Source organism: Bradyrhizobium sp. SZCCHNRI1029 (assembly GCF_032487555.1).
Lineage (GTDB): Bacteria > Pseudomonadota > Alphaproteobacteria > Rhizobiales > Xanthobacteraceae > Bradyrhizobium.
The window spans coordinates 299,124-315,965 of record NZ_JAUEUK010000009.1 but is presented as its reverse complement, the minus strand read 5'-3'; the positions used below and the strand labels follow the sequence as shown (position 1 = coordinate 315,965).

Below are 16,842 nucleotides of genomic sequence, written 5' to 3'. Positions count from 1 at the left end.
GCCGTCGCAGGGGTGGGCCAATTTGGACGCCCCAATTGCCCGGCCCTCGCAACGGAGTCAAATCATGGCTCCGGCGGCTTCGCGGCAGCGCCGGCAATGATGCCCTGCAGGTTCGCGACATAGCGGGCGAAGGCCGCACGGCCGGCCGCGGTCGCCGTGACCGTGGTCTGCGGCTTCTTGCCGACGAAGGCCTTGTCCACGGCGACGTAGCCGGCGCGCGCCAGCGTGTCGATATGCGCGCCGAGATTGCCGTCGGTGGCGCCGGTCAGCTTCTTCAGCCGGACGAATTCCAGCCCGGCCACGGCAGGCAGGGCATTCAGCGCCGCCATGATCTTCAGCCGCAGCGGTTGGTGGATGATCTCGTCGAGCTCCGCCAAACCGTCAGCTCCGCCGCATCCACAAGCCGCCGAGAACCAGGCCACCGCCATTGACGAACGCCATCCACAACGGGAAAGCCTTGCCGATGAAGAGGTAGCCGACCAGGGTCAACGCGGTGACGCAAAGGCCGAACACCGTGAACGCCGCGCCGAACCACAAGCCGGCGAGGCCGTAGAACAGCATGAAATAGATCGGCCAGAATGCGCCCATCTCGCGCGGTCCGAAATGGCCGATCGCTTCGACGAAGAAGCCGAACGCAAAGAACATGACGAAGGCGAGCAGCGCCCGGAGATCGAAGCTGCGTACGCCGGAACGCGCCTTCTCCGTCGCGCCCAACCCCAGCGACCCGGCCAGACCGAGGACATAGACCGATAGCCAGGCCTTGTCCGCGTAATTGGGCGCGAGATAGGTCACGAGATTGCCGGCGAAGACGAGAACGCCCCAGAGGATCATCAGCAGGCTCGACAGCCGATAGATCTGCGACTGCCGCACGCGCTTCGTCACATCCTCGATGTCGCTGAGCGCCCGCGCGGCTTCCAGGCTGTCGATCATGCGGTTTGGACCTCTAGTGCGTCGCCACGTCCTCGGCGATCGCGCTCACCGCCTGCGGCGCCGACACGATCTCCATGTGATTGACGCCAGCGATCAGCTTCACGTCAACGCCCGGCACGACGGCGTGCACCGCATCTGCATATTTGTCGGCGAGCATCAGCTCGTCATCGGCGCCGGCGATGACGGTCACCGGGTGCTTCGCCGCAGTGAAATCGGCCTTGTAGCCACGGGTCGCGAAATTGCGGAACAGCCGGTAGCTGTAGGTCGGCGCCAGGAATTTCTCCGAGTTCGGCCTGACAGCAAAGGCCAGCACAGGCAGTGCCTCGCAACACGGCATGCCGATGCGCCTGAGCACGCCGAGCGCCAGGATGCGCGGAATGTCGGGACCGGCCCAGCCGCCCGAATTCTCCCGGTTGGTCGGCGCGTCGTAACCCAGATAGGGCGCGAGCAGCACGGTGCGCGTGAACAGATCCTGGATCGGGGCGCTCGCCGCGCGCAGCGCGAAGCCGCCGCCAGCCGAATGGCCGAGCAACACGATCGGTTGGGCCGGAATCGACCTCCTGACCTCGGCGACGAGGTCGGCGAGATCGTCTTCGAGCTGTCCGAGATGGCCGATGTCGCCGCGGGTGCCGGAACCGCCATGGCCGCGAATGTCGGGCGCGAAGGTATCGATGCCGCGCGCCGCCAACGCATCGGCAAGGGCATGCACGGCGACGCTGGAGCCGGAGGAGCCGTGGACCACGATGGCGACCTTGCCGACAGCCGTTCCGCGCGCCGGGTAGTGGCGATAGGCGAGCTCGGTGCCATCGCGGGCACTGAAGCGCTGCAGGCCGGGCATGGTGCTGCGGTCGACCTGGCCGGCCGTCTCCGAGATCGACTTGAGCTCGGGCGGGCGCACCAGTGGCGTCGCGATCATCGCAGCCAGGGCCAAAGCGAGCATGCCCAAGAGGCAGAGCCCCCATCCTAGGACCCGAAACAGGAACTTCGCGCCGCGTCGCACGCTGTCCTCCAGCTTTCTGCATTTTACAGAGTACTCTGTATTATAGAGTTATCGAAAGGGCAATGGCTTGATTGGCGGCGGACGCGGAAAGCCCCTACCTTGGCTGCTGCTCCCTGAACCGAATCAAACAGCGATGCCGCCTGCGGAAGCCTTGCCCAACGCGCCCGAATTCACCGTCACCGAGCTGTCCTCGGCGCTGAAGCGCACGGTCGAGGACCAGTTCGGCCATGTCCGGGTGCGCGGCGAAATCACCGGCTTTCGCGGGCCGCATTCCTCGGGGCATTGCTATTTCGCGCTCAAGGACGAGAGCGCCAAGATCGAGGCGGTGATCTGGAAGGGCGTGCATGGCCGCATGCGCTTCAAGCCCCAGGAGGGGCTCGAGGTGATCGCCACCGGCAAGCTCACCACCTATCCGAACTCGTCGAAATACCAGATCGTCATCGAGGCGCTGGAGCCGGCCGGGATCGGCGCGCTGATGGCGCTGATGGAGGAGCGCAAGCGGAAGCTCGGGGCCGAAGGACTGTTCGATCCCGCACGCAAGCAACTGCTGCCATGGCTGCCCGAGGTGATCGGCGTGGTCACCTCGCCGACCGGGGCCGTCATCCGCGACATCCTGCACCGGCTCGAGGACCGCTTTCCTCGCCGCGTGCTGGTCTGGCCCGTGAAGGTGCAGGGCGAAGGCTCGGCCGAGCAGGTTGCCGCCGCGATTCGTGGCTTCAACGATTTGCCGCAGGATGGCCCGATCCCGCGGCCCGACGTGCTGATCGTCGCGCGCGGCGGCGGCTCGCTGGAGGACCTGTGGTCGTTCAACGAGGAGATCGTGGTCCGCGCCGCGGCCGAGAGCATGATCCCGCTGATCTCGGCGGTCGGCCACGAGACCGACGTGACCTTGATCGATTTCGCCGCCGACAAACGTGCGCCAACGCCGACCGCAGCCGCGGAAATGGCGGTGCCGGTGCGCAGCGAGCTGATGCAGGAGGTCGCAAGCCTCGCGCGCCGCGTCGGCGTCTGCTGGCAGCGCAGCCAGGAGAGCCGGCGCAACGAGCTGCGCGCCGCCGCGCGCGCCCTGCCCGGCCCTAGCGATCTGCTCGCCATTCCCAGGCAGCGGCTGGATTCGGCGGCCGCCAACCTGCCACGCGCGCTGAAGACCAACACGCATGTACACTTTCGCCAATTCGCGGCGGCGAGCGCCAAGCTCACTCTGCGCGTGCTGCACGCGCAGATCGCGCAATCACGCCATCGTCTCATCGCGTCGTCCGAGCGGCTGTCGCTGTCGTCGCGCGGCCAGTTGCACCGGCGGCGCGAGCGATTCGAGGCGCTCGACGCCCGCTTCAAGGCCTCGCGCCAAGCCTACGCCCAGGCCAAGCGCCAGGCCATCGGTCGCGAGCGCGACCGAACCGAACGTCTTGCCGAGCGGGCCCGGCGCGCGTTGCTGACCCAGCTTCAGCGCCTGTCGGCCCGCGTCGGCCAGAACGAGAAGCTCCTCACCGCGCTGTCCTATCGCAGCGTGCTGGCCCGTGGATTTGCCCTGGTGCGTGACGAGGCCGGCCACCCGCTGCACCATGCCGCGAGCATCGGTCCGGGCGCCGCGCTCTCGATCGAATTTGCGGACGGCAAGGTCGCGGCCACGGCGGGCGCGGACCGCCCGCTTCCGCCGGCAGCGCCGTCATCGCCGAAACCTGCGCGCGAGGCCAAGCCTTCGGCACCGAAGCGCACGCCCGATCCCGCCGACCAAGGCAGCCTGTTCTGAGTAGCCTTCAGCGCGCCAGCCAATCGGCCACGAGCTTCTGCGCATCGGCGCGCGCCTCGGGATCCGAGCCGACATGGCCGCGCTCGGGCGCCCCGGCGTCGGATCCCGCGACCTGATGCAGCGGCAGGTTCACACGATCGAAATCGTGATAGGCGCCGGGATAGATGACGATGCGGGTCAGCGCGCTGCGGCCGCGCGCGCCATCGATCATCTGCCGGCACGCGGGCGGCGAATAGACGTCGTCCAGGCCGCCGATCAGCACCAATGTCGGAACGCGCGTGCTCCAGCCGAGGCCGGACGAGGCGCGGCAATCCGGATAGAACGCCACCGCCGAGCGAAAATCCGGCGAGACATGCTCGGGCAATTGCGGGCGCACCGCCCACAACAGCGCGCTCGCGCCGGCCGCCCAGCCGACCAGGCTGACCCGGTCGGGCATCGCCCAGGCTTGCTCGGCCAACCATTTCTGCGCGATCACGATGTCGGCGACACGCTCGCGCCGGCCGCTGATACGACGCTCCTTGACGCGGCATTGCGGGCCCAACCCGCGCGAGCCGTAGCTGTCCGGCAGCAGGACGGCCTTGCCGTCCCTGACGAGTTCCTCGGCCCAGTCGCGATAGCGCGGCAGCACCGGCTCCGAGCGGCCGGAAAGCCCGCCGCAGCCGTGGAGCGCGACGACGACCGGAAATGGGCCGGCCCCCTTCGGCCGGTAGAGCTGGGCGTGCAGCACATAGCTTCCCGAGGGGATCTCGACCGCGACGGGCGCTGGCAACGGCTCTGCCAAGGCTGGAAACGCCGTGGCGCAGAGCAGTGAGACGACGATGGCGACGAGGGAGCGCATCAAACCAGCCGGGCGGGACAAGCGGCGGATATCGCAATCTAGCTAGCACGGAGTTTCGAGCAGAAGCATCACAAATCAGTGGGTTTGCGCGGGGGGACAGCGTCCCCCATCTATGCTAGGAAATCATCGAAATTCGGCCTGTCGTGTGCGCGCGGCGCCCGCGTAGGGGGACTTCACGTCAAGGAATTGGAGATCGCGGACGTGCTCAACAAGTTTGGTCCCTCGGGCCAGGGCGAGGCGCAGGTGCAGTATCTGGATGGCGATTTCCGGGTGATCTCACCGGGAAGCTATGTGCGCTGCGCGGTCACCGATGTGCGGATTCCGCTGGACGAGCTGAAGTATTGGAGTGTCGATCTGCAGGAAGCCTACGCCCTGCCGAGCGCCGTGCTGCAGCGGCATTATCCTGGCGCATTGAAGGCCAACGGCTGATCTTTGCGCTTCGCTGACAGCCGTTGCACAACCAGCGCGCGCAACGCGGCGAGATCGTCGAACTGCAGTGTGACCGGGAATGCCATGACATCGGGCGCGGCCTCGTGGCCGCGGAACCGCACGAGATCCTTTTCCGTGGTCACCAGGGCAAATCCATCACGTCTGGCTTCATTGGCGAGGGCTACGACGTCGCCCGCCGTGAACGGGTGGTGATCCGGAAAGGTACGCTCGCGCCTGACGTCGAGACCAGCGCCGCGAAGGGTGCGGAAGAAGCGGGCGGGGTCGCCGATCCCGGCAAACGCCAGCAACGGCCTGCCCCGCAGCGCCGCAACGATCTGCGGATCTGGCTGCAACGCGGCTGAAAACACCGGCTTGCCGGCCGACAACACATGTGAGGCGACCGCCTCGCTGGCTCGGCCGCTGCCGATCACGACCAATGCGTCGGTGCGCGCCAGTTGCGGCGGCAGCGGCGCGCGCAATGGTCCGGCGGGAAACACCTCGGCATTGCCGAGGCCGCGCGCGCCGTCGATCACGATCAGCGCGAGATCCTTCGTGATCGACGGATTCTGGAAGCCATCGTCCATCAGGACGACGGTGGCGCCTTGCGCCTTGACGAGACCGATGCCGTCGGCGCGATTGCGCGCCACGACGACCGGCACCCGCGCGGCCATCATCAGCGGCTCGTCGCCGACATCGGCAGCCTCATGGACCGCAGGATCGACGACGGCGGGACCGCCCAGCCGGCCGCCATAGCCACGGCTCAGCACCACCGGCCGCTCGCCGAGGTCACGCAGAATATCCGTCAGCGCCAGCACGGTCGGCGTCTTGCCGGCTCCGCCGACGTGGAAATTACCGACGCAGATCACCGGCAGGCCGGCATCGACGCCGCCTTGCGCCATCCGACGTGCGGCAACGGCGCCGTAGAGTGTCGAGAGCGGAGACAGCAGACGCGATTGCCAGGAGGCCGGCCGATGCCAGAAGGCCGGCTCACGCATCGCCGGCGGCCCCCATCTCGAGCCTGACCTGCAACAGATACGGCTCGAGCGCCGACAGCGTCCGCTCCAGCGCGCCACCGAGCTGATCGACCACCCGCGTTCCTGCCGCAACCAGGCTGTTGCCGGCTGCGGGATCAGCGAGCAGTTGCCGGAGTTGGCGGATCAGCGCCTCCTGATCGTGGGCGAGCCTGGCTCCCCCGGCTTTGTCCAGCGACTCATAGACGTCGGTGAAGTTGAACACGTGCGGCCCGTGCACGATGGCCGCACCCAGCTTGACGGCCTCGATCGGATTCTGGCCGCCATGCTCGACCAGCGAGCCGCCCATGAACACGACCGGCGCCAGCCGGTAGAACAGGCCGAGCTCACCCATCGTGTCGGCGACGTAGATGTCGGTGCCGGCGAGCGGCTGTTCCTCCCGCGACCGCAAGGCGCCCCGCAGGCCGGCACTTGCGACGAGCTCGGCGACCGCCGGGCCACGATGCGGATGGCGCGGCACGATCACGGTGAGCAGCGACGGATAGGACACCGACAAGGCCCTGTGGGCCGCAATCAGGATCTCGTCCTCGCCGGGATGCGTGGAGGCGGCGACGACGACCGGACGGCCGCGCGTCATCGCCGTGAGCCGATCGAGCTTCGCCGGATCGGCGGGCGGCGCCGGCACGTCGAGCTTGAGATTGCCGGTGGTGATGACGTTGCGCGCGCCGAGCGCGGCGAACCGGTCGGCATCCGCCTGCGACTGCGTCAGGAAGAGATCAAAGCGTCCGAGCAAGGCGGAGATGGTGCCGGACATGCGGCGCCAGCGCGGGAACGAGCGCGGCGACATGCGGCCGTTGATCACCACCATCGGCACCCGCCGCGAGGCGCCAGCGAGGATGAGATTCGGCCAGAGGTCCGACTCGATGAACAGCCCGAGCGAGGGACGCCAATGATCGAGAAACCGCTCCACGAAGCGCGGCGTGTCATAGGGCACGTATTGGTGGATCACGTCGGGCGGGAAGCGCTTGGCCACGATGGCGGCCGACGTCACGGTGCCGGACGTGATGAGGATGCGGATGTTGAGCTCACGCAGCCGCTCGATCAGCGCCGCCGCCGCCAGCACCTCGCCGACGCTGGCACCGTGAATCCAGACCAGCGGACCCAGCGGGCGCGTGTCATGGCTCAGGCCGCGCCGCTCGTCGGTCCGCTCGGGATCCTCCTTGCCGTGCTTGAGCCGCTGTCTGATCAGTGCCGGCGCAAGCGGCACCGCCGCCGAGGACAACCCGCGGTAGACACGCAGGGCCATCGGCAGCGGGCTAGGCACTCGATGCTCCCGACGCGACCGGCGGAGGACAGGCCTCGGGACGGCCGACGATCTCATAGGCGCGGCGCATGCATTCGTTCAGCGTCGCCTCGAGGTCGAGACGCGCCTCTTCCATCATCGCGGCGTCGGCATCGCGCGGCACGTTGATTTCCTTGATTCCCACCAATGCGCCGCGGCCGAATGGCAAATTGATGGTGGTGCTGTCCCAGTTCTTCAGGCGGATGAAGCGGCTCGTGACCATTGCGAACGGCATGATCGGACGTCCTGATTCGCGCGCGAGCATGATGATGCCGAGCCCCGCAATCCGCGCCCGCTTCGGCACATCGGCGGTCGATGCAACATTATAGTTGTCTTCGAGCGCCCGCACCATCTCCTTGAACGCCCCCACCCCGCCTTTCCGGTGGAAGGAGGAGCCATGATCGCCGGAGCCGCGGATGGTTCCGATGCCGAGCCGCTCGGCGGCGATCGCGTTGAACTCGCCGTCGCGATGCCGGGAGATCAGCACCTTGGCGCGATAGCTCGGCTTGTTCTTGATGAAGGGGGTCAGCAGATGCTGGCCGTGCCAGAACGCGAAGATCGCCGGCATCTGCGGCTCGACGATGTCGTAGACCTCCGGCGGCTCATAGGTGAAGCGGTTGGTCAGCCACACCAACCGCAGGTACTCGGCCGCGAGGAACCCGACGGCACGCTGGAACCAGCCGCTACGCAGCGTATTACGGATCAGATGTTTCAAGTCGCGAGCTTTGCGTCTTACTTCGCATCCTGACCGGGATCGAGCAGCCGGTGCAGGTGAACGATGAAATAGCGCATGTGGGCGTTGTCGACCGTCATCTGCGCCTTGGCTCGCCAGGCGGCGTGGGCCGCCGCGTAGTTCGGATAGACGCCGACGATATCGACCTTGTCGAGATCCTTGAATTCGTTCTTGTCGAGATTGATGAGCTCGCCGCCGATCACGAGGTGAAGGAGCTGCTGCGAGGCGCTATCTGTCATCGGTATCGTTTCCTAGTCAACGCCTTGCAGGCGACGTGGAGGGGGCGATCCAGGGCGATCAGTCCGGCGGTAACCTGCGATACTGCGCGACGATGTCGGCATGTCGGTCGCGGCCCGCTGCCACCAGCACCCCGTGCACCACCTCCGGACGATTATAGAGGATCGCCTCGCCGGACAACGCGGTCATTTTACCCCCCGCTTCCTGCACGATCAAATGAGCCGCCGCAAGATCCCAATCGCGGCTTTGCCCGCCTGCAAAAGCGGCATCGAGCCCGCCATGCGCGACACGGCAAAGGCGCAGCGCCAATGATCCGATTCGCGGATGGAGTTCAATCCGCGCAGAATCCGGAGCCAGCCGCTCAACCAACGGTTTTGGACCGGCCACGCGCGAGAATTCGAGCTCTCGTCCGGGCGCCACCCGAACCGGCTGTTCGTTCAACGTGGTGCCGCTACCGCGGGCGGCGAAGAAGAACTCCTCGCTGACCGGGACATGCACGGCGGCGAGTATCGGCGCACCGTGCTCGACCAGCGCAACGCTCACGCACCAATCGTTGCGGCCGCCGAGATAGGACCGCGTGCCGTCGATCGGATCGACGATCCAGACCCGTGACCGGCCGAGTCTTTCCCGATCATCCGCGCTTTCCTCGGACAGCCAGCCGTAATCCGGCGTTGCGGATCGCAGCCTGCGTTCGAGCAGTGCATTGACCGCCATGTCGGCTTCGGAGACGGGCGACGACGCCCCCTTGGTCCATTTGCGCAGCTCCGTTCCGAACATCGAACGTGCGAGCTCGCCGGCTTCGCGGACCGCCTCCTTCAGGAGCCTGGCGTCTGCCGCGAGGCTGGTCTCGTTCGGTTTCTCGATCTCATCGTCCGCCAAGCGTCAATCCTTCGATGCGCACCGTCGGCGCATTGACGCCATAGCGGAATTCCAGATCGCTGGCGGGCGTCATCGACTTGAATATCTCGAACAGATGCCCGGCGATCGTCACCTCGCTCACGGCATAGCCGATCTCGCCATTCTCGATCCAGAAGCCGGACGCGCCGCGGCTGTAGTCCCCGGTGACGCCGTTGACGCCCGAGCCGATCAGGTCGGTGACGTAGAAGCCCTGCTTGATGTCCGAGATCAGCTCCTTGGCTGTCACGACGCCGGCTTCGAGATGCAGATTGAACGGACCGGGCGAAGGCGACGACGACACGCCGCGATGGGCGTGGCCGGTCGTCACCATGCCGAGCTCGCGCGCGGTGCCCGAGTCCAGCAGCCACGTCGTCAGCACGCCGTCGTCGACCAGCGCGGTCTGCTTCACCTTCACGCCCTCGGCGTCGAACGGTTGCGACCGCAGTCCGCGCTTGCGCAGCGGATCATCGATGATGCGGATGCCCTTGGCGAAGAGCTGCGCGCCGAGCTTGTCCTTGAGGAAGCTGGTCTTGCGCGCGATCGAGGCGCCGTTGATGGCGCCGACCAGATGTCCGACCAGCGAGCCGGACACGCGGGGATCGAACACCACCGGCACCTGGCACGTCGCAACCTTGCGCGGATTGGCGCGCGCCACCGCGCGTTCGCCAGCGCTGCGCCCGACGGCCGCGGGCGCCAGCAGGTCGGCGCCGTGCGGAGCCGCCGTGTAGTCGTAGTCGCGCTCCATCCCGGTGCCTTCGCCGGAAATGGCGGTCGTCGAGATGCTCTGGCTCGAACGCAGATAGGCGCCGTGAAAACCGTCGCTCGTGACCAGCACCATGCCGCCGATGCCGGTCGAGGCCGACGCACCACCGGACTTCGTCACGCCCTTCACGCCGAGCGCGGCGGCCTCCGCCTCCTGGGCACGGCGCTCCAGCTCTGCGGTCGAGGGAATCTGCGGATCGAGCAGGTCGAGCTCGGGAATATCGCGCGCCAGCAGCGCCGGATCGGCGAGGCCGACATATTGGTCGTCAGGCGCCACCCGCGCCATCGCCACGGCCCGCTCGGCCAGCCGCGCCACACCGTCGCCGCTGACGTCGTTGGTCGACACCACGGCCTGGCGCTTGCCGACGAGAACGCGCAGGCCGACATCGTCGCCTTCCGAGCGCTCGGATTCCTCGACTCGCCCGTCACGGACCTCGACGCCTTGCGAGATGCCGCGCACCGCGATGGCATCGGCGGCATCGGCGCCGGCCTTCCTCGCGGCTTCCACCAGCCGCTCGGCGAGCGTTCGCAGGGCGGACTGGTCGAGCAGATCTGATTGGGCTGATGTCGACGATGAGGCTGGGGAAGAGGTCACGAACACGATCCGATCGATGTCAGGTGGGCGGCGAAGACGGCTCAATCCAAACGAAATGTGGCCTGTTCACGCCGACTTCAAGCAGGACGGCAGACGGCACATCGGATTGTCGGCAAATCGGCAAGGTCTCGTCAATCATGCGGGGCAAGCGCTTGTCAATCATGACGGTGAGAGGATCATGCGTGAGATCTGATTAACCAGGCTTGTTAAGCCGATACGGGCGATCCGCGTGGCAAGGTCACACGCATCGACCGGGAGCATAATCCCGGCGGGGAGACCAAGCCGTGAGGCGTCAAACAGCAACAGGCGGAAGCAATTCCGCTGGGTCGGGCCGCGTCCTGCGGCTCGACCCTCTTTCCCTACCCGTCTCGTACAGCGCGCACGATACCCGTGCCGATGGCGGGATCCGGCAGATCGAATTGCACCGGGAGCGCGTGGTCCTGCGGCGTGCCGTCAGCGGCATGCGCATGGCCCTGAACCTCCGCGTCAGCGACTTCCTCGGCATCGGCGTGCGCGAAATCGACGCCACGCAGGTGATGCTGGTGCTCGTCCACCGCGACCCCTCCCTGACCATCCCGCTCTGCGTCAGCGACGACCAGAACGAGATCGTTGCTGCGTGGGCGATGTGGAGCGAGACGTTCGCGCTGCCGCAGTTGCAGGACGCGCGCCGCGAGGCGACGCCGCGCCGCCGCCGCCGCAACGCGATCCGCTCGCGCCGCCCGCGCTTCCTGATGCGCCGCCGTGTCGGCTACCAGCTCAATCCGGCCTCGGTCCATCGCGGCGAGCGCGAGATCATCGCGCGCAACTGATCAGGTTGCGCGCAGCACGGCATCGACCAGCAGCGCTGCGAACAGCAGCAGCCCAGCATCGCGGTTCGACTTGAACACCCGCAGGCACAGCGCCGGATCGGCGATATCCAGACGCCAGATCTGCCAGCCGAGATGCGCGGCAAAACCCGCGAGCCCGAGCCACGCCGCGACATGCACATGGGCGGTCGCGAAGGCGGCCCCTATCAGCATCACGGCCAAACTGTAGAAGACGACCAGCGCCAGATGGGTGCGCTCGGCAAACAGGCGCGCGGTCGACTTGATGCCGATCAGCGCGTCATCCTCGGCGTCCTGATGCGCGTAGATCGTGTCATAGGCGATCACCCACGAGATCGACCCGGCGTAGAGCAGCAGCGCGGTTGCATCGATGCGGCCGAACGCAACCGCAAATCCCATCAGCGCGCCCCACGAGAAGGCGAGACCCAGCACGACCTGCGGCCACCAGGTGACACGCTTCATGAACGGATAGATCGCGACGATCAGCAACGAGGCGATGCCGGTGGCGATCGCGAACCGGTTGAACTGTAGCAGCACCACCAAGCCGATCAGGGCCTGCGCCACCAGGAAGGCGAGCGCCTGCTTCACGCCGACCTGTCCGGCCGGAATCGGTCGCGAACGGGTGCGCTCCACCTTGGCGTCGAGATCGCGGTCGGTGATGTCGTTCCAGGTGCAGCCGGCGCCACGCATGACGAACGCGCCGACGAAATAGAGCCCGATCCACGCCGGCAGCATGGACAGGTCCCCGCCGATCCCGGCCGCCAGAGCGGCCGACCACCAGCACGGCATCAGCAGCAGCCAGGATCCGATCGGGCGATCGAAGCGGGCGAGCCGCAGGTAAGGCCGGCTCCACACCGGCGCCAGCGTGTCGACCCAGTTGCCGGTCGCGTCAGCAACGCGGACGGCGGTCGTGCTCATCGGGTGAGAACGTTGCCAGTCATGGTGTCGAAGGCGGAACCGCCCTTCTTCGTCGTGTTGGCCTCAGGCAGCGCAGCCGACGAGCCCAGCACGTCGCTCAGGCTCGGAGCCGCGGGCCTTCCGGCCCCCGACTGCATCTGCGCCGCCACGGCACAGACCTTCTTTTCCAGCGCGTCGGTGTTCTTGTGACCGGCCTTCAGCTGATCGGAGATCTGCTGGGGGATGCCGCAGCTCGCCGCATGCGCCTCGACATATTTGATCATCTTCACTTCGGCCTTGCCGAAATTGGCGATCAGCTTGCAGGCCTCGTCAGGCGAGGCCTTGCGGTCGCTCGCGGCCTTGATCAGCTTGCCGCGACGCTCGGCTTCCTCGCGCAGCGGCATGAACTCCTTCATGCAGCTCTCCGGCGGGCCACCCTGCGGCGCGGCTCCCATCGGGGCCGGCTGGAAGCCGCCACCGCCACCGCCGCCGAACGCCGAGGCGCCTGGACTGGGGAACGGACTTGCCGGGGCTGCAGCCCGGGTCGGCGCCGCACCGTTGATGGGTGGAAACGGCGAATTGCTGGTCTGGGCCTGGCCAGGCATCGGCGCGGGAAACGAGCTCTGCGCGAAGACCTGCCCTGTGGAGAGCACCAGCGCGGCAATGGCGAGCGGCATGAAAGACTGGCGGACGATCAAGGCTGGTTCTCCGGCAAGACCAAGAATCCTCAACACTTCCGGATGAAAGCACGATCCGATCCGGGGCTTTTACGATTCTCGCCCGTCCAGCACAACCGCGGATTTGATCACATCCGCGGCGCAGAGACGCAGCCGGGTTCCAACCGGCGCGGAGGCCCAAAACGAGGCCCTTCCCGAACGTCGGAGCCCAAAAATCCGTTCACTCCGCGCCCTCGCCCACCTGGTCAAGCCGGAGTCGCCAGTTCAGCGGCCGGCGGGACGGTTCACGTCGCCGTGCACACCTTGCGCATCACGGCCAGGGTGTTTTCGTGATTCGCCTTCAGCTGATCGGTGATCTTGGCGGGGATTCCACATAGCGAGGCATGCGCGACCGCGTAGTCGATCATCTTGGTCTGGGCGAGCTCGTAGTCATGCACCAGCTGACAGGCCTCGCCGGGCGCAAAGCGCCGCTCGGTCGCCGCCTTGAGCAGCTTGGCCCGGCGGGCGGTCTCGTCCCGCAGCGGGGTAAACTCCTTCAGGCAGGTCTCGGGCGGGCGGAAGCCAGCCACGCCGGCACCGCCCGGAACCGCGGGGGCCGCCCGTTGCGGCGGCGCGGCGACCGCCTTGTCATCGGCCCGGGACGGCGCGGCGACCATCACCGCGATGATCGCGACCAGCGCCCAGATCGCAAGCGCCGAAGTCGAATGTCTCAAGATCAAGGCCGTTCTCCGCATCGAGGCTTACGGAATCGTCGGATGTCCGTCCCGGGGGACGACCGGCGGGATCGAAACGGTAAAATCTGTCGACAGCACGGCCGAAAGGCGCCATCGCCGATATCCGATACAACACCACGTGACGGCCCTTCCGGCTTTGCGGCTGGCGCGTGGGTCCGGTAAGCAACGTCCATCATCGGCTCCGCTTCGCTCCATGCCCGCATACGACTTCAACGCCCCGCGCCTGTTCGTCGACGCGCCCCTGCAGGAGGGAGGCTCGGTCGCGCTCGACCGCAACCAGGGAAATTATCTCGGCAACGTCCTGCGCCTTGGCGCCGGCGATCACGTGCTGGCCTTCAACGGCCGCGACGGCGAATGGCTGGCCGTGATCGAGGGCCGCAAGCGGCCGGATGGCCTGACGATCCAGCAGCAGAGCCGGCCGCAGGATCAGCTGCCGGACATCGCCTACGTCTTCGCACCGCTCAAGCACGCGCGGCTGGACTACATGGTGCAGAAGGCGGTCGAGATGGGCGCCGCGCGGCTGGAGCCGGTGATCACCCGTCGCACCCAGGTGTCGCGCGTGAATAGCGAGCGCATGCGCGCCAACGTGGTCGAGGCCGCCGAACAATGCGGCATCCTCAGCCTCGCCGACGTCAAGGACCCGGTGCCGCTGGAGCGCTTCCTCGCGCAGCGGCAACCCGAGCGGCTGCTGGTGTTCTGCGACGAGGCGGCCGAACTGGCCGATCCGCTGCAGGCCCTGCGCGGCGGCCAGAATGCGGCCGGCATCGACCTGCTGATCGGACCGGAGGGCGGTTTCGCCGACGATGAACGGACGCTGCTGCTGCGCCAGCCGCATGTGATCAGGTTGCCCCTGGGCCCACGCATCCTGCGCGCGGATACGGCCGGCGTTGCCGCCCTCGCCGTAATTCAGGCGACGCTCGGAGACTGGGCCGGAGCCCGCGGTTAAGGCATCCGACCAATTGTGGCGCGCCGCGGCCATTCCCAGTCGAAACCGTCAAACGGCCATGCTAAGGGGCAGCCGCCGCTTCCAGCGGGCGCCCAAGCCATTTTGGAACTCGAATCGACATGACCGGACCCGCTCCGACCGGACCCGCCGCGTGGGCGGACACGCTGCTGCAATCCTTCGCCCAGGCCGGCTATGAGCGGGCCGAGCCGGCGATCCTGCAGCCGGCCGAGCCGTTCCTCGACCTCTCCGGGGAGGACATCCGCAAGAGCCTCTATCTGACCAGCGACGCCGCTGGCGAAGAGCTGTGCCTGCGCCCCGACCTGACCATTCCCGTCGCCCGTGACTACCTCGCCTCGGCCCGCGCCGGGCAGCCGGCCGGCTTCAGCTACCTTGGTCCAGTATTTCGCTACCGCGAGGGCCGCCCGAGCGAGTTCCTGCAGGCCGGGATCGAATCGTTCGGCCGCCAGGACCGGCCCGCTGCCGATGCCGAGATGCTGGCGCTGGCGATCGAGGCGACCGCCGCCGCCGGCCTTGCCGCGGTGGATATCCGTACCGGCGACGTCGCGCTGTTCACGGCCTTGATCGACGCCCTCGATCTCTATCCGGTCTGGCGGCGGCGGCTGATCAAGGACTTCAACCGCAAGCGCACCCTGGCGCAGGACCTCGAGCGGCTGGCGATCGCCTCGGTGGCGCCGCGCAACGAGTATGAGGGCGTGCTCGCCGCTCTGGCCGGCTCCGACCGCAAGGCGGCGCTCGCTTTGGTCACCGACCTGATGTCGATTGCCGGCGCAACCGCCGTCGGCGGCCGCACGGTGGCGGAGATCGCCGACCGCTTCCTCGAGCAGTCCACCCTCAAGAGCGGGGCGCTGCCGCGTGACGCGCTGGACCGCATCAAGCGCTTCCTGGCCATCAGCGGCAGCCCGACCGAAGCCGTCCAGCAGCTTCGCGCCCTCGCCGCCGATGCCAAGCTCGACATCTCGGCCGCGATCGACGCGCTGGAGGCCCGCGCCCGCTTCATGGCCCAGCGTGGCATCGACATCGCCAAGGTGCGCTTCGCCACGTCGTTCGGCCGCGGCCTCGACTACTACACCGGTTTCGAGTTCGAGCTGCATCATCCTGACAATGGCGACGAGCCGCTGGTCGCCGGCGGCCGTTATGACGGCCTGCTGAGCCAGCTCGGCGCCGCCGAGTCGATTCCGGCCGTCGGCTTCTCGATCTGGATCGAGCGCCTGGCCCAGAGCAGCGCCGTGGGCAAGTCCCCGGTCGGGAGAGCATCATGAGCGGCCCCCTCGTCCTCGCCGTTCCCTCCAAGGGACGTCTGCAGGAGAATGCCGAAGCCTTCTTCGGCCGCGCCGGGCTGAACCTGTCCAAGCCCGGCGGCGCGCGCGACTATCGCGGCACCATCGCAGGTCTCGACAATGTCGAGATCGCCTATCTCTCTGCGAGTGAGATCGCCTCGCAACTGGCGCGCGGCAGCGTGCATCTCGGCGTCACCGGCGAGGATCTCGTGCGCGAGAGCATCACCGATGCCGACAAGCGCGTGCTGCTGATCGACACGCTCGGCTTCGGCGGCGCCAACGTCGTCGTCGCGGTGCCGCAGGCCTGGATCGACGTCCGGACCATGGCCGATCTCGATGACGTCACCACCGGTTTTCGCGCTCAGCACAATCGCCGGATGCGCGTCGCCACCAAGTACATCAACCTGACGCGCAGCTTCTTCGCCGCCCACGGCATCGTCGATTACCGCATCGTCGAGAGCGCCGGCGCCACCGAGGGCGCGCCCGCGGTCGGCACGGCCGAGCTGATCGTCGACATCACCAGCACCGGCTCGACGCTCGCCGCCAACGGGCTGAAGGTGCTGGACGACGGCGTGATCCTGCGCAGCCAGGCCAACCTGGTCGCCTCGCGCGACGCCGACTGGTCGGAGGGTCCGCGCGAGAGCGCCCGGATCATTCTCGACCACATCCATGCCCGCGCCCGCGCCAGCAAATACCGCGAGGTCCGCACCCGCTTCAAAGGGTGCGACGCAGCAATGCTGACCGAGGCGCACAACCGTTTCGGCGTCGTGGCGCCGTTCGGCGGCCCGACCTCGTCCGGCATGCTCACCCTGCACTGCCCGCCGGCGCAGATCTACGCGCTCGGCAGCTTTCTGCGCACGCATGGTGCCGAGACCGTCTCGGTCGCCTCGCTCGACTACGTGCTCGACCGCGAGAATCCGCTGTTTGCCCGCCTCGAGGCCTTCCTGCGATCATAAATCGCCGTTCATCGTAGCGACAGGTG

The 16,842-nt window shown here is 67.5% G+C and carries 19 protein-coding genes; 6 read left to right on the top strand and 13 right to left on the bottom strand.

Features of this window, described 5'->3' with window-relative positions:
- Positions 1-62 precede the first annotated feature (62 nt).
- The 3 genes from QW861_RS25570 to QW861_RS25560 are packed head-to-tail and all read right to left on the bottom strand — an operon-like array spanning position 63 to position 1,870.
- Entirely contained in the window at positions 63-377 is a 315-nt protein-coding gene (locus QW861_RS25570) for a transcriptional regulator (protein ID WP_315716689.1), read from the bottom strand.
- A gap of 4 nt (positions 378-381) precedes the next feature.
- Positions 382-930, bottom strand: a complete 549-nt coding sequence (locus QW861_RS25565) for a hypothetical protein (RefSeq protein ID WP_315753434.1) — start codon at positions 928-930, stop codon at positions 382-384.
- A 13-nt stretch (positions 931-943) separates the two neighbouring features.
- Positions 944-1,870, bottom strand: a complete 927-nt coding sequence (locus tag QW861_RS25560) for an alpha/beta hydrolase (protein ID WP_315825474.1) — start codon at positions 1,868-1,870, stop codon at positions 944-946.
- A gap of 193 nt (positions 1,871-2,063) precedes the next feature.
- Between QW861_RS25560 and xseA the strand changes: the two genes are divergently transcribed.
- Positions 2,064-3,680, top strand: coding sequence for an exodeoxyribonuclease VII large subunit (xseA, locus tag QW861_RS25555; RefSeq protein ID WP_316193629.1), 1,617 nt, complete (start codon positions 2,064-2,066; stop codon positions 3,678-3,680).
- A 7-nt stretch (positions 3,681-3,687) separates the two neighbouring features.
- On the opposite strand, the gene QW861_RS25550 is transcribed toward xseA, so the two are convergent.
- Positions 3,688-4,518: a dienelactone hydrolase family protein gene (locus QW861_RS25550; protein ID WP_315716686.1), complete on the bottom strand. Its 831-nt coding sequence runs from the start codon at positions 4,516-4,518 to the stop codon at positions 3,688-3,690.
- Positions 4,519-4,719: 201 nt separating this feature from the next.
- Here QW861_RS25550 and QW861_RS25545 point away from each other — a divergent pair, with 201 nt between their 5' ends.
- The gene (locus QW861_RS25545; RefSeq protein WP_315716685.1) at positions 4,720-4,947 is read left to right on the top strand and encodes a DUF2093 domain-containing protein; all 228 of its coding nucleotides are present in this window, start codon (positions 4,720-4,722) and stop codon (positions 4,945-4,947) included.
- Here the strand turns inward: QW861_RS25545 and lpxK are convergent.
- The 6 genes from lpxK to QW861_RS25515 are packed head-to-tail and all read right to left on the bottom strand — an operon-like array spanning position 4,917 to position 10,484.
- The gene (gene lpxK, locus QW861_RS25540) at positions 4,917-5,942 is read right to left on the bottom strand and encodes a tetraacyldisaccharide 4'-kinase (protein ID WP_315753430.1); all 1,026 of its coding nucleotides are present in this window, start codon (positions 5,940-5,942) and stop codon (positions 4,917-4,919) included. The two genes, QW861_RS25545 and lpxK, sit on opposite strands and share 31 nt — an antisense overlap.
- Positions 5,935-7,242, bottom strand: coding sequence for a 3-deoxy-D-manno-octulosonic acid transferase (locus tag QW861_RS25535; protein WP_315753428.1), 1,308 nt, complete (start codon positions 7,240-7,242; stop codon positions 5,935-5,937). The genes lpxK and QW861_RS25535 overlap by 8 nt, the downstream gene beginning before the upstream one ends.
- Positions 7,235-7,975 (bottom strand): lysophospholipid acyltransferase family protein, encoded by a 741-nt coding sequence (locus tag QW861_RS25530; protein ID WP_315716682.1) that lies wholly within the window; start codon positions 7,973-7,975, stop codon positions 7,235-7,237. The genes QW861_RS25535 and QW861_RS25530 overlap by 8 nt, the downstream gene beginning before the upstream one ends.
- 17 nt (positions 7,976-7,992) lie before the next feature.
- Positions 7,993-8,232, bottom strand: coding sequence for a DUF4170 domain-containing protein (locus QW861_RS25525; protein WP_009031572.1), 240 nt, complete (start codon positions 8,230-8,232; stop codon positions 7,993-7,995).
- Between the two features lie 58 nt (positions 8,233-8,290).
- On the bottom strand, positions 8,291-9,094 hold the full coding sequence (locus QW861_RS25520) for a 3'(2'),5'-bisphosphate nucleotidase CysQ (protein WP_315753464.1): 804 nt from the start codon (positions 9,092-9,094) through the stop codon (positions 8,291-8,293).
- Position 9,095: 1 nt separating this feature from the next.
- Positions 9,096-10,484: a TldD/PmbA family protein gene (locus tag QW861_RS25515; protein WP_409998678.1), complete on the bottom strand. Its 1,389-nt coding sequence runs from the start codon at positions 10,482-10,484 to the stop codon at positions 9,096-9,098.
- Between the two features lie 284 nt (positions 10,485-10,768).
- Here QW861_RS25515 and QW861_RS25510 point away from each other — a divergent pair, with 284 nt between their 5' ends.
- Positions 10,769-11,293, top strand: a complete 525-nt coding sequence (locus QW861_RS25510) for a DUF6101 family protein (RefSeq protein WP_315753424.1) — start codon at positions 10,769-10,771, stop codon at positions 11,291-11,293.
- On the opposite strand, the gene ubiA is transcribed toward QW861_RS25510, so the two are convergent.
- The 3 genes from ubiA to QW861_RS25495 all read right to left on the bottom strand — a co-directional run bounded on the left by ubiA (position 11,294) and on the right by QW861_RS25495 (position 13,601).
- Complete coding sequence (ubiA, locus tag QW861_RS25505) at positions 11,294-12,226, bottom strand: 4-hydroxybenzoate octaprenyltransferase (RefSeq protein ID WP_315753422.1); 933 nt, start codon at positions 12,224-12,226, stop codon at positions 11,294-11,296.
- The gene (locus QW861_RS25500) at positions 12,223-12,900 is read right to left on the bottom strand and encodes a hypothetical protein (protein ID WP_409998679.1); all 678 of its coding nucleotides are present in this window, start codon (positions 12,898-12,900) and stop codon (positions 12,223-12,225) included. The genes ubiA and QW861_RS25500 overlap by 4 nt, the downstream gene beginning before the upstream one ends.
- Positions 12,901-13,166: 266 nt before the next feature.
- On the bottom strand, positions 13,167-13,601 hold the full coding sequence (locus QW861_RS25495) for a hypothetical protein (RefSeq protein ID WP_315716677.1): 435 nt from the start codon (positions 13,599-13,601) through the stop codon (positions 13,167-13,169).
- 208 nt (positions 13,602-13,809) lie between these two features.
- Here QW861_RS25495 and QW861_RS25490 point away from each other — a divergent pair, with 208 nt between their 5' ends.
- The 3 genes from QW861_RS25490 (at position 13,810) to hisG (ending at position 16,816) form a co-directional block, all read left to right on the top strand.
- Positions 13,810-14,562: a 16S rRNA (uracil(1498)-N(3))-methyltransferase gene (locus QW861_RS25490; RefSeq protein ID WP_315753460.1), complete on the top strand. Its 753-nt coding sequence runs from the start codon at positions 13,810-13,812 to the stop codon at positions 14,560-14,562.
- Between the two features lie 119 nt (positions 14,563-14,681).
- Positions 14,682-15,842, top strand: coding sequence for an ATP phosphoribosyltransferase regulatory subunit (locus QW861_RS25485; protein WP_316193628.1), 1,161 nt, complete (start codon positions 14,682-14,684; stop codon positions 15,840-15,842).
- Positions 15,839-16,816 (top strand): ATP phosphoribosyltransferase, encoded by a 978-nt coding sequence (gene hisG, locus QW861_RS25480; protein WP_315753420.1) that lies wholly within the window; start codon positions 15,839-15,841, stop codon positions 16,814-16,816. Before QW861_RS25485 ends, hisG begins: the two co-directional genes overlap by 4 nt.
- Positions 16,817-16,842 lie beyond the last annotated feature (26 nt).

Bases quoted from the DNA above. Each gene is read 5' to 3' on its own strand.
- QW861_RS25565 (WP_315753434.1), bottom strand. From the start codon at position 930: ATGATCGACAGCCTGGAAGCCGCGCGGGCGCTCAGCGACATCGAGGAT.
- lpxK (WP_315753430.1), bottom strand. From the start codon at position 5,942: ATGCGTGAGCCGGCCTTCTGGCATCGGCCGGCCTCCTGGCAATCGCGT.
- QW861_RS25525 (WP_009031572.1), bottom strand. From the start codon at position 8,232: ATGACAGATAGCGCCTCGCAGCAGCTCCTTCACCTCGTGATCGGCGGC.
- hisG (WP_315753420.1), top strand. From the start codon at position 15,839: ATGAGCGGCCCCCTCGTCCTCGCCGTTCCCTCCAAGGGACGTCTGCAG.
- QW861_RS25560 (WP_315825474.1), bottom strand. From the start codon at position 1,870: ATGCTCGCTTTGGCCCTGGCTGCGATGATCGCGACGCCACTGGTGCGC.
- QW861_RS25550 (WP_315716686.1), bottom strand. From the start codon at position 4,518: ATGCGCTCCCTCGTCGCCATCGTCGTCTCACTGCTCTGCGCCACGGCG.
- QW861_RS25485 (WP_316193628.1), top strand. From the start codon at position 14,682: ATGACCGGACCCGCTCCGACCGGACCCGCCGCGTGGGCGGACACGCTG.
- xseA (WP_316193629.1), top strand. From the start codon at position 2,064: ATGCCGCCTGCGGAAGCCTTGCCCAACGCGCCCGAATTCACCGTCACC.
- ubiA (WP_315753422.1), bottom strand. From the start codon at position 12,226: ATGAGCACGACCGCCGTCCGCGTTGCTGACGCGACCGGCAACTGGGTC.
- QW861_RS25490 (WP_315753460.1), top strand. From the start codon at position 13,810: ATGCCCGCATACGACTTCAACGCCCCGCGCCTGTTCGTCGACGCGCCC.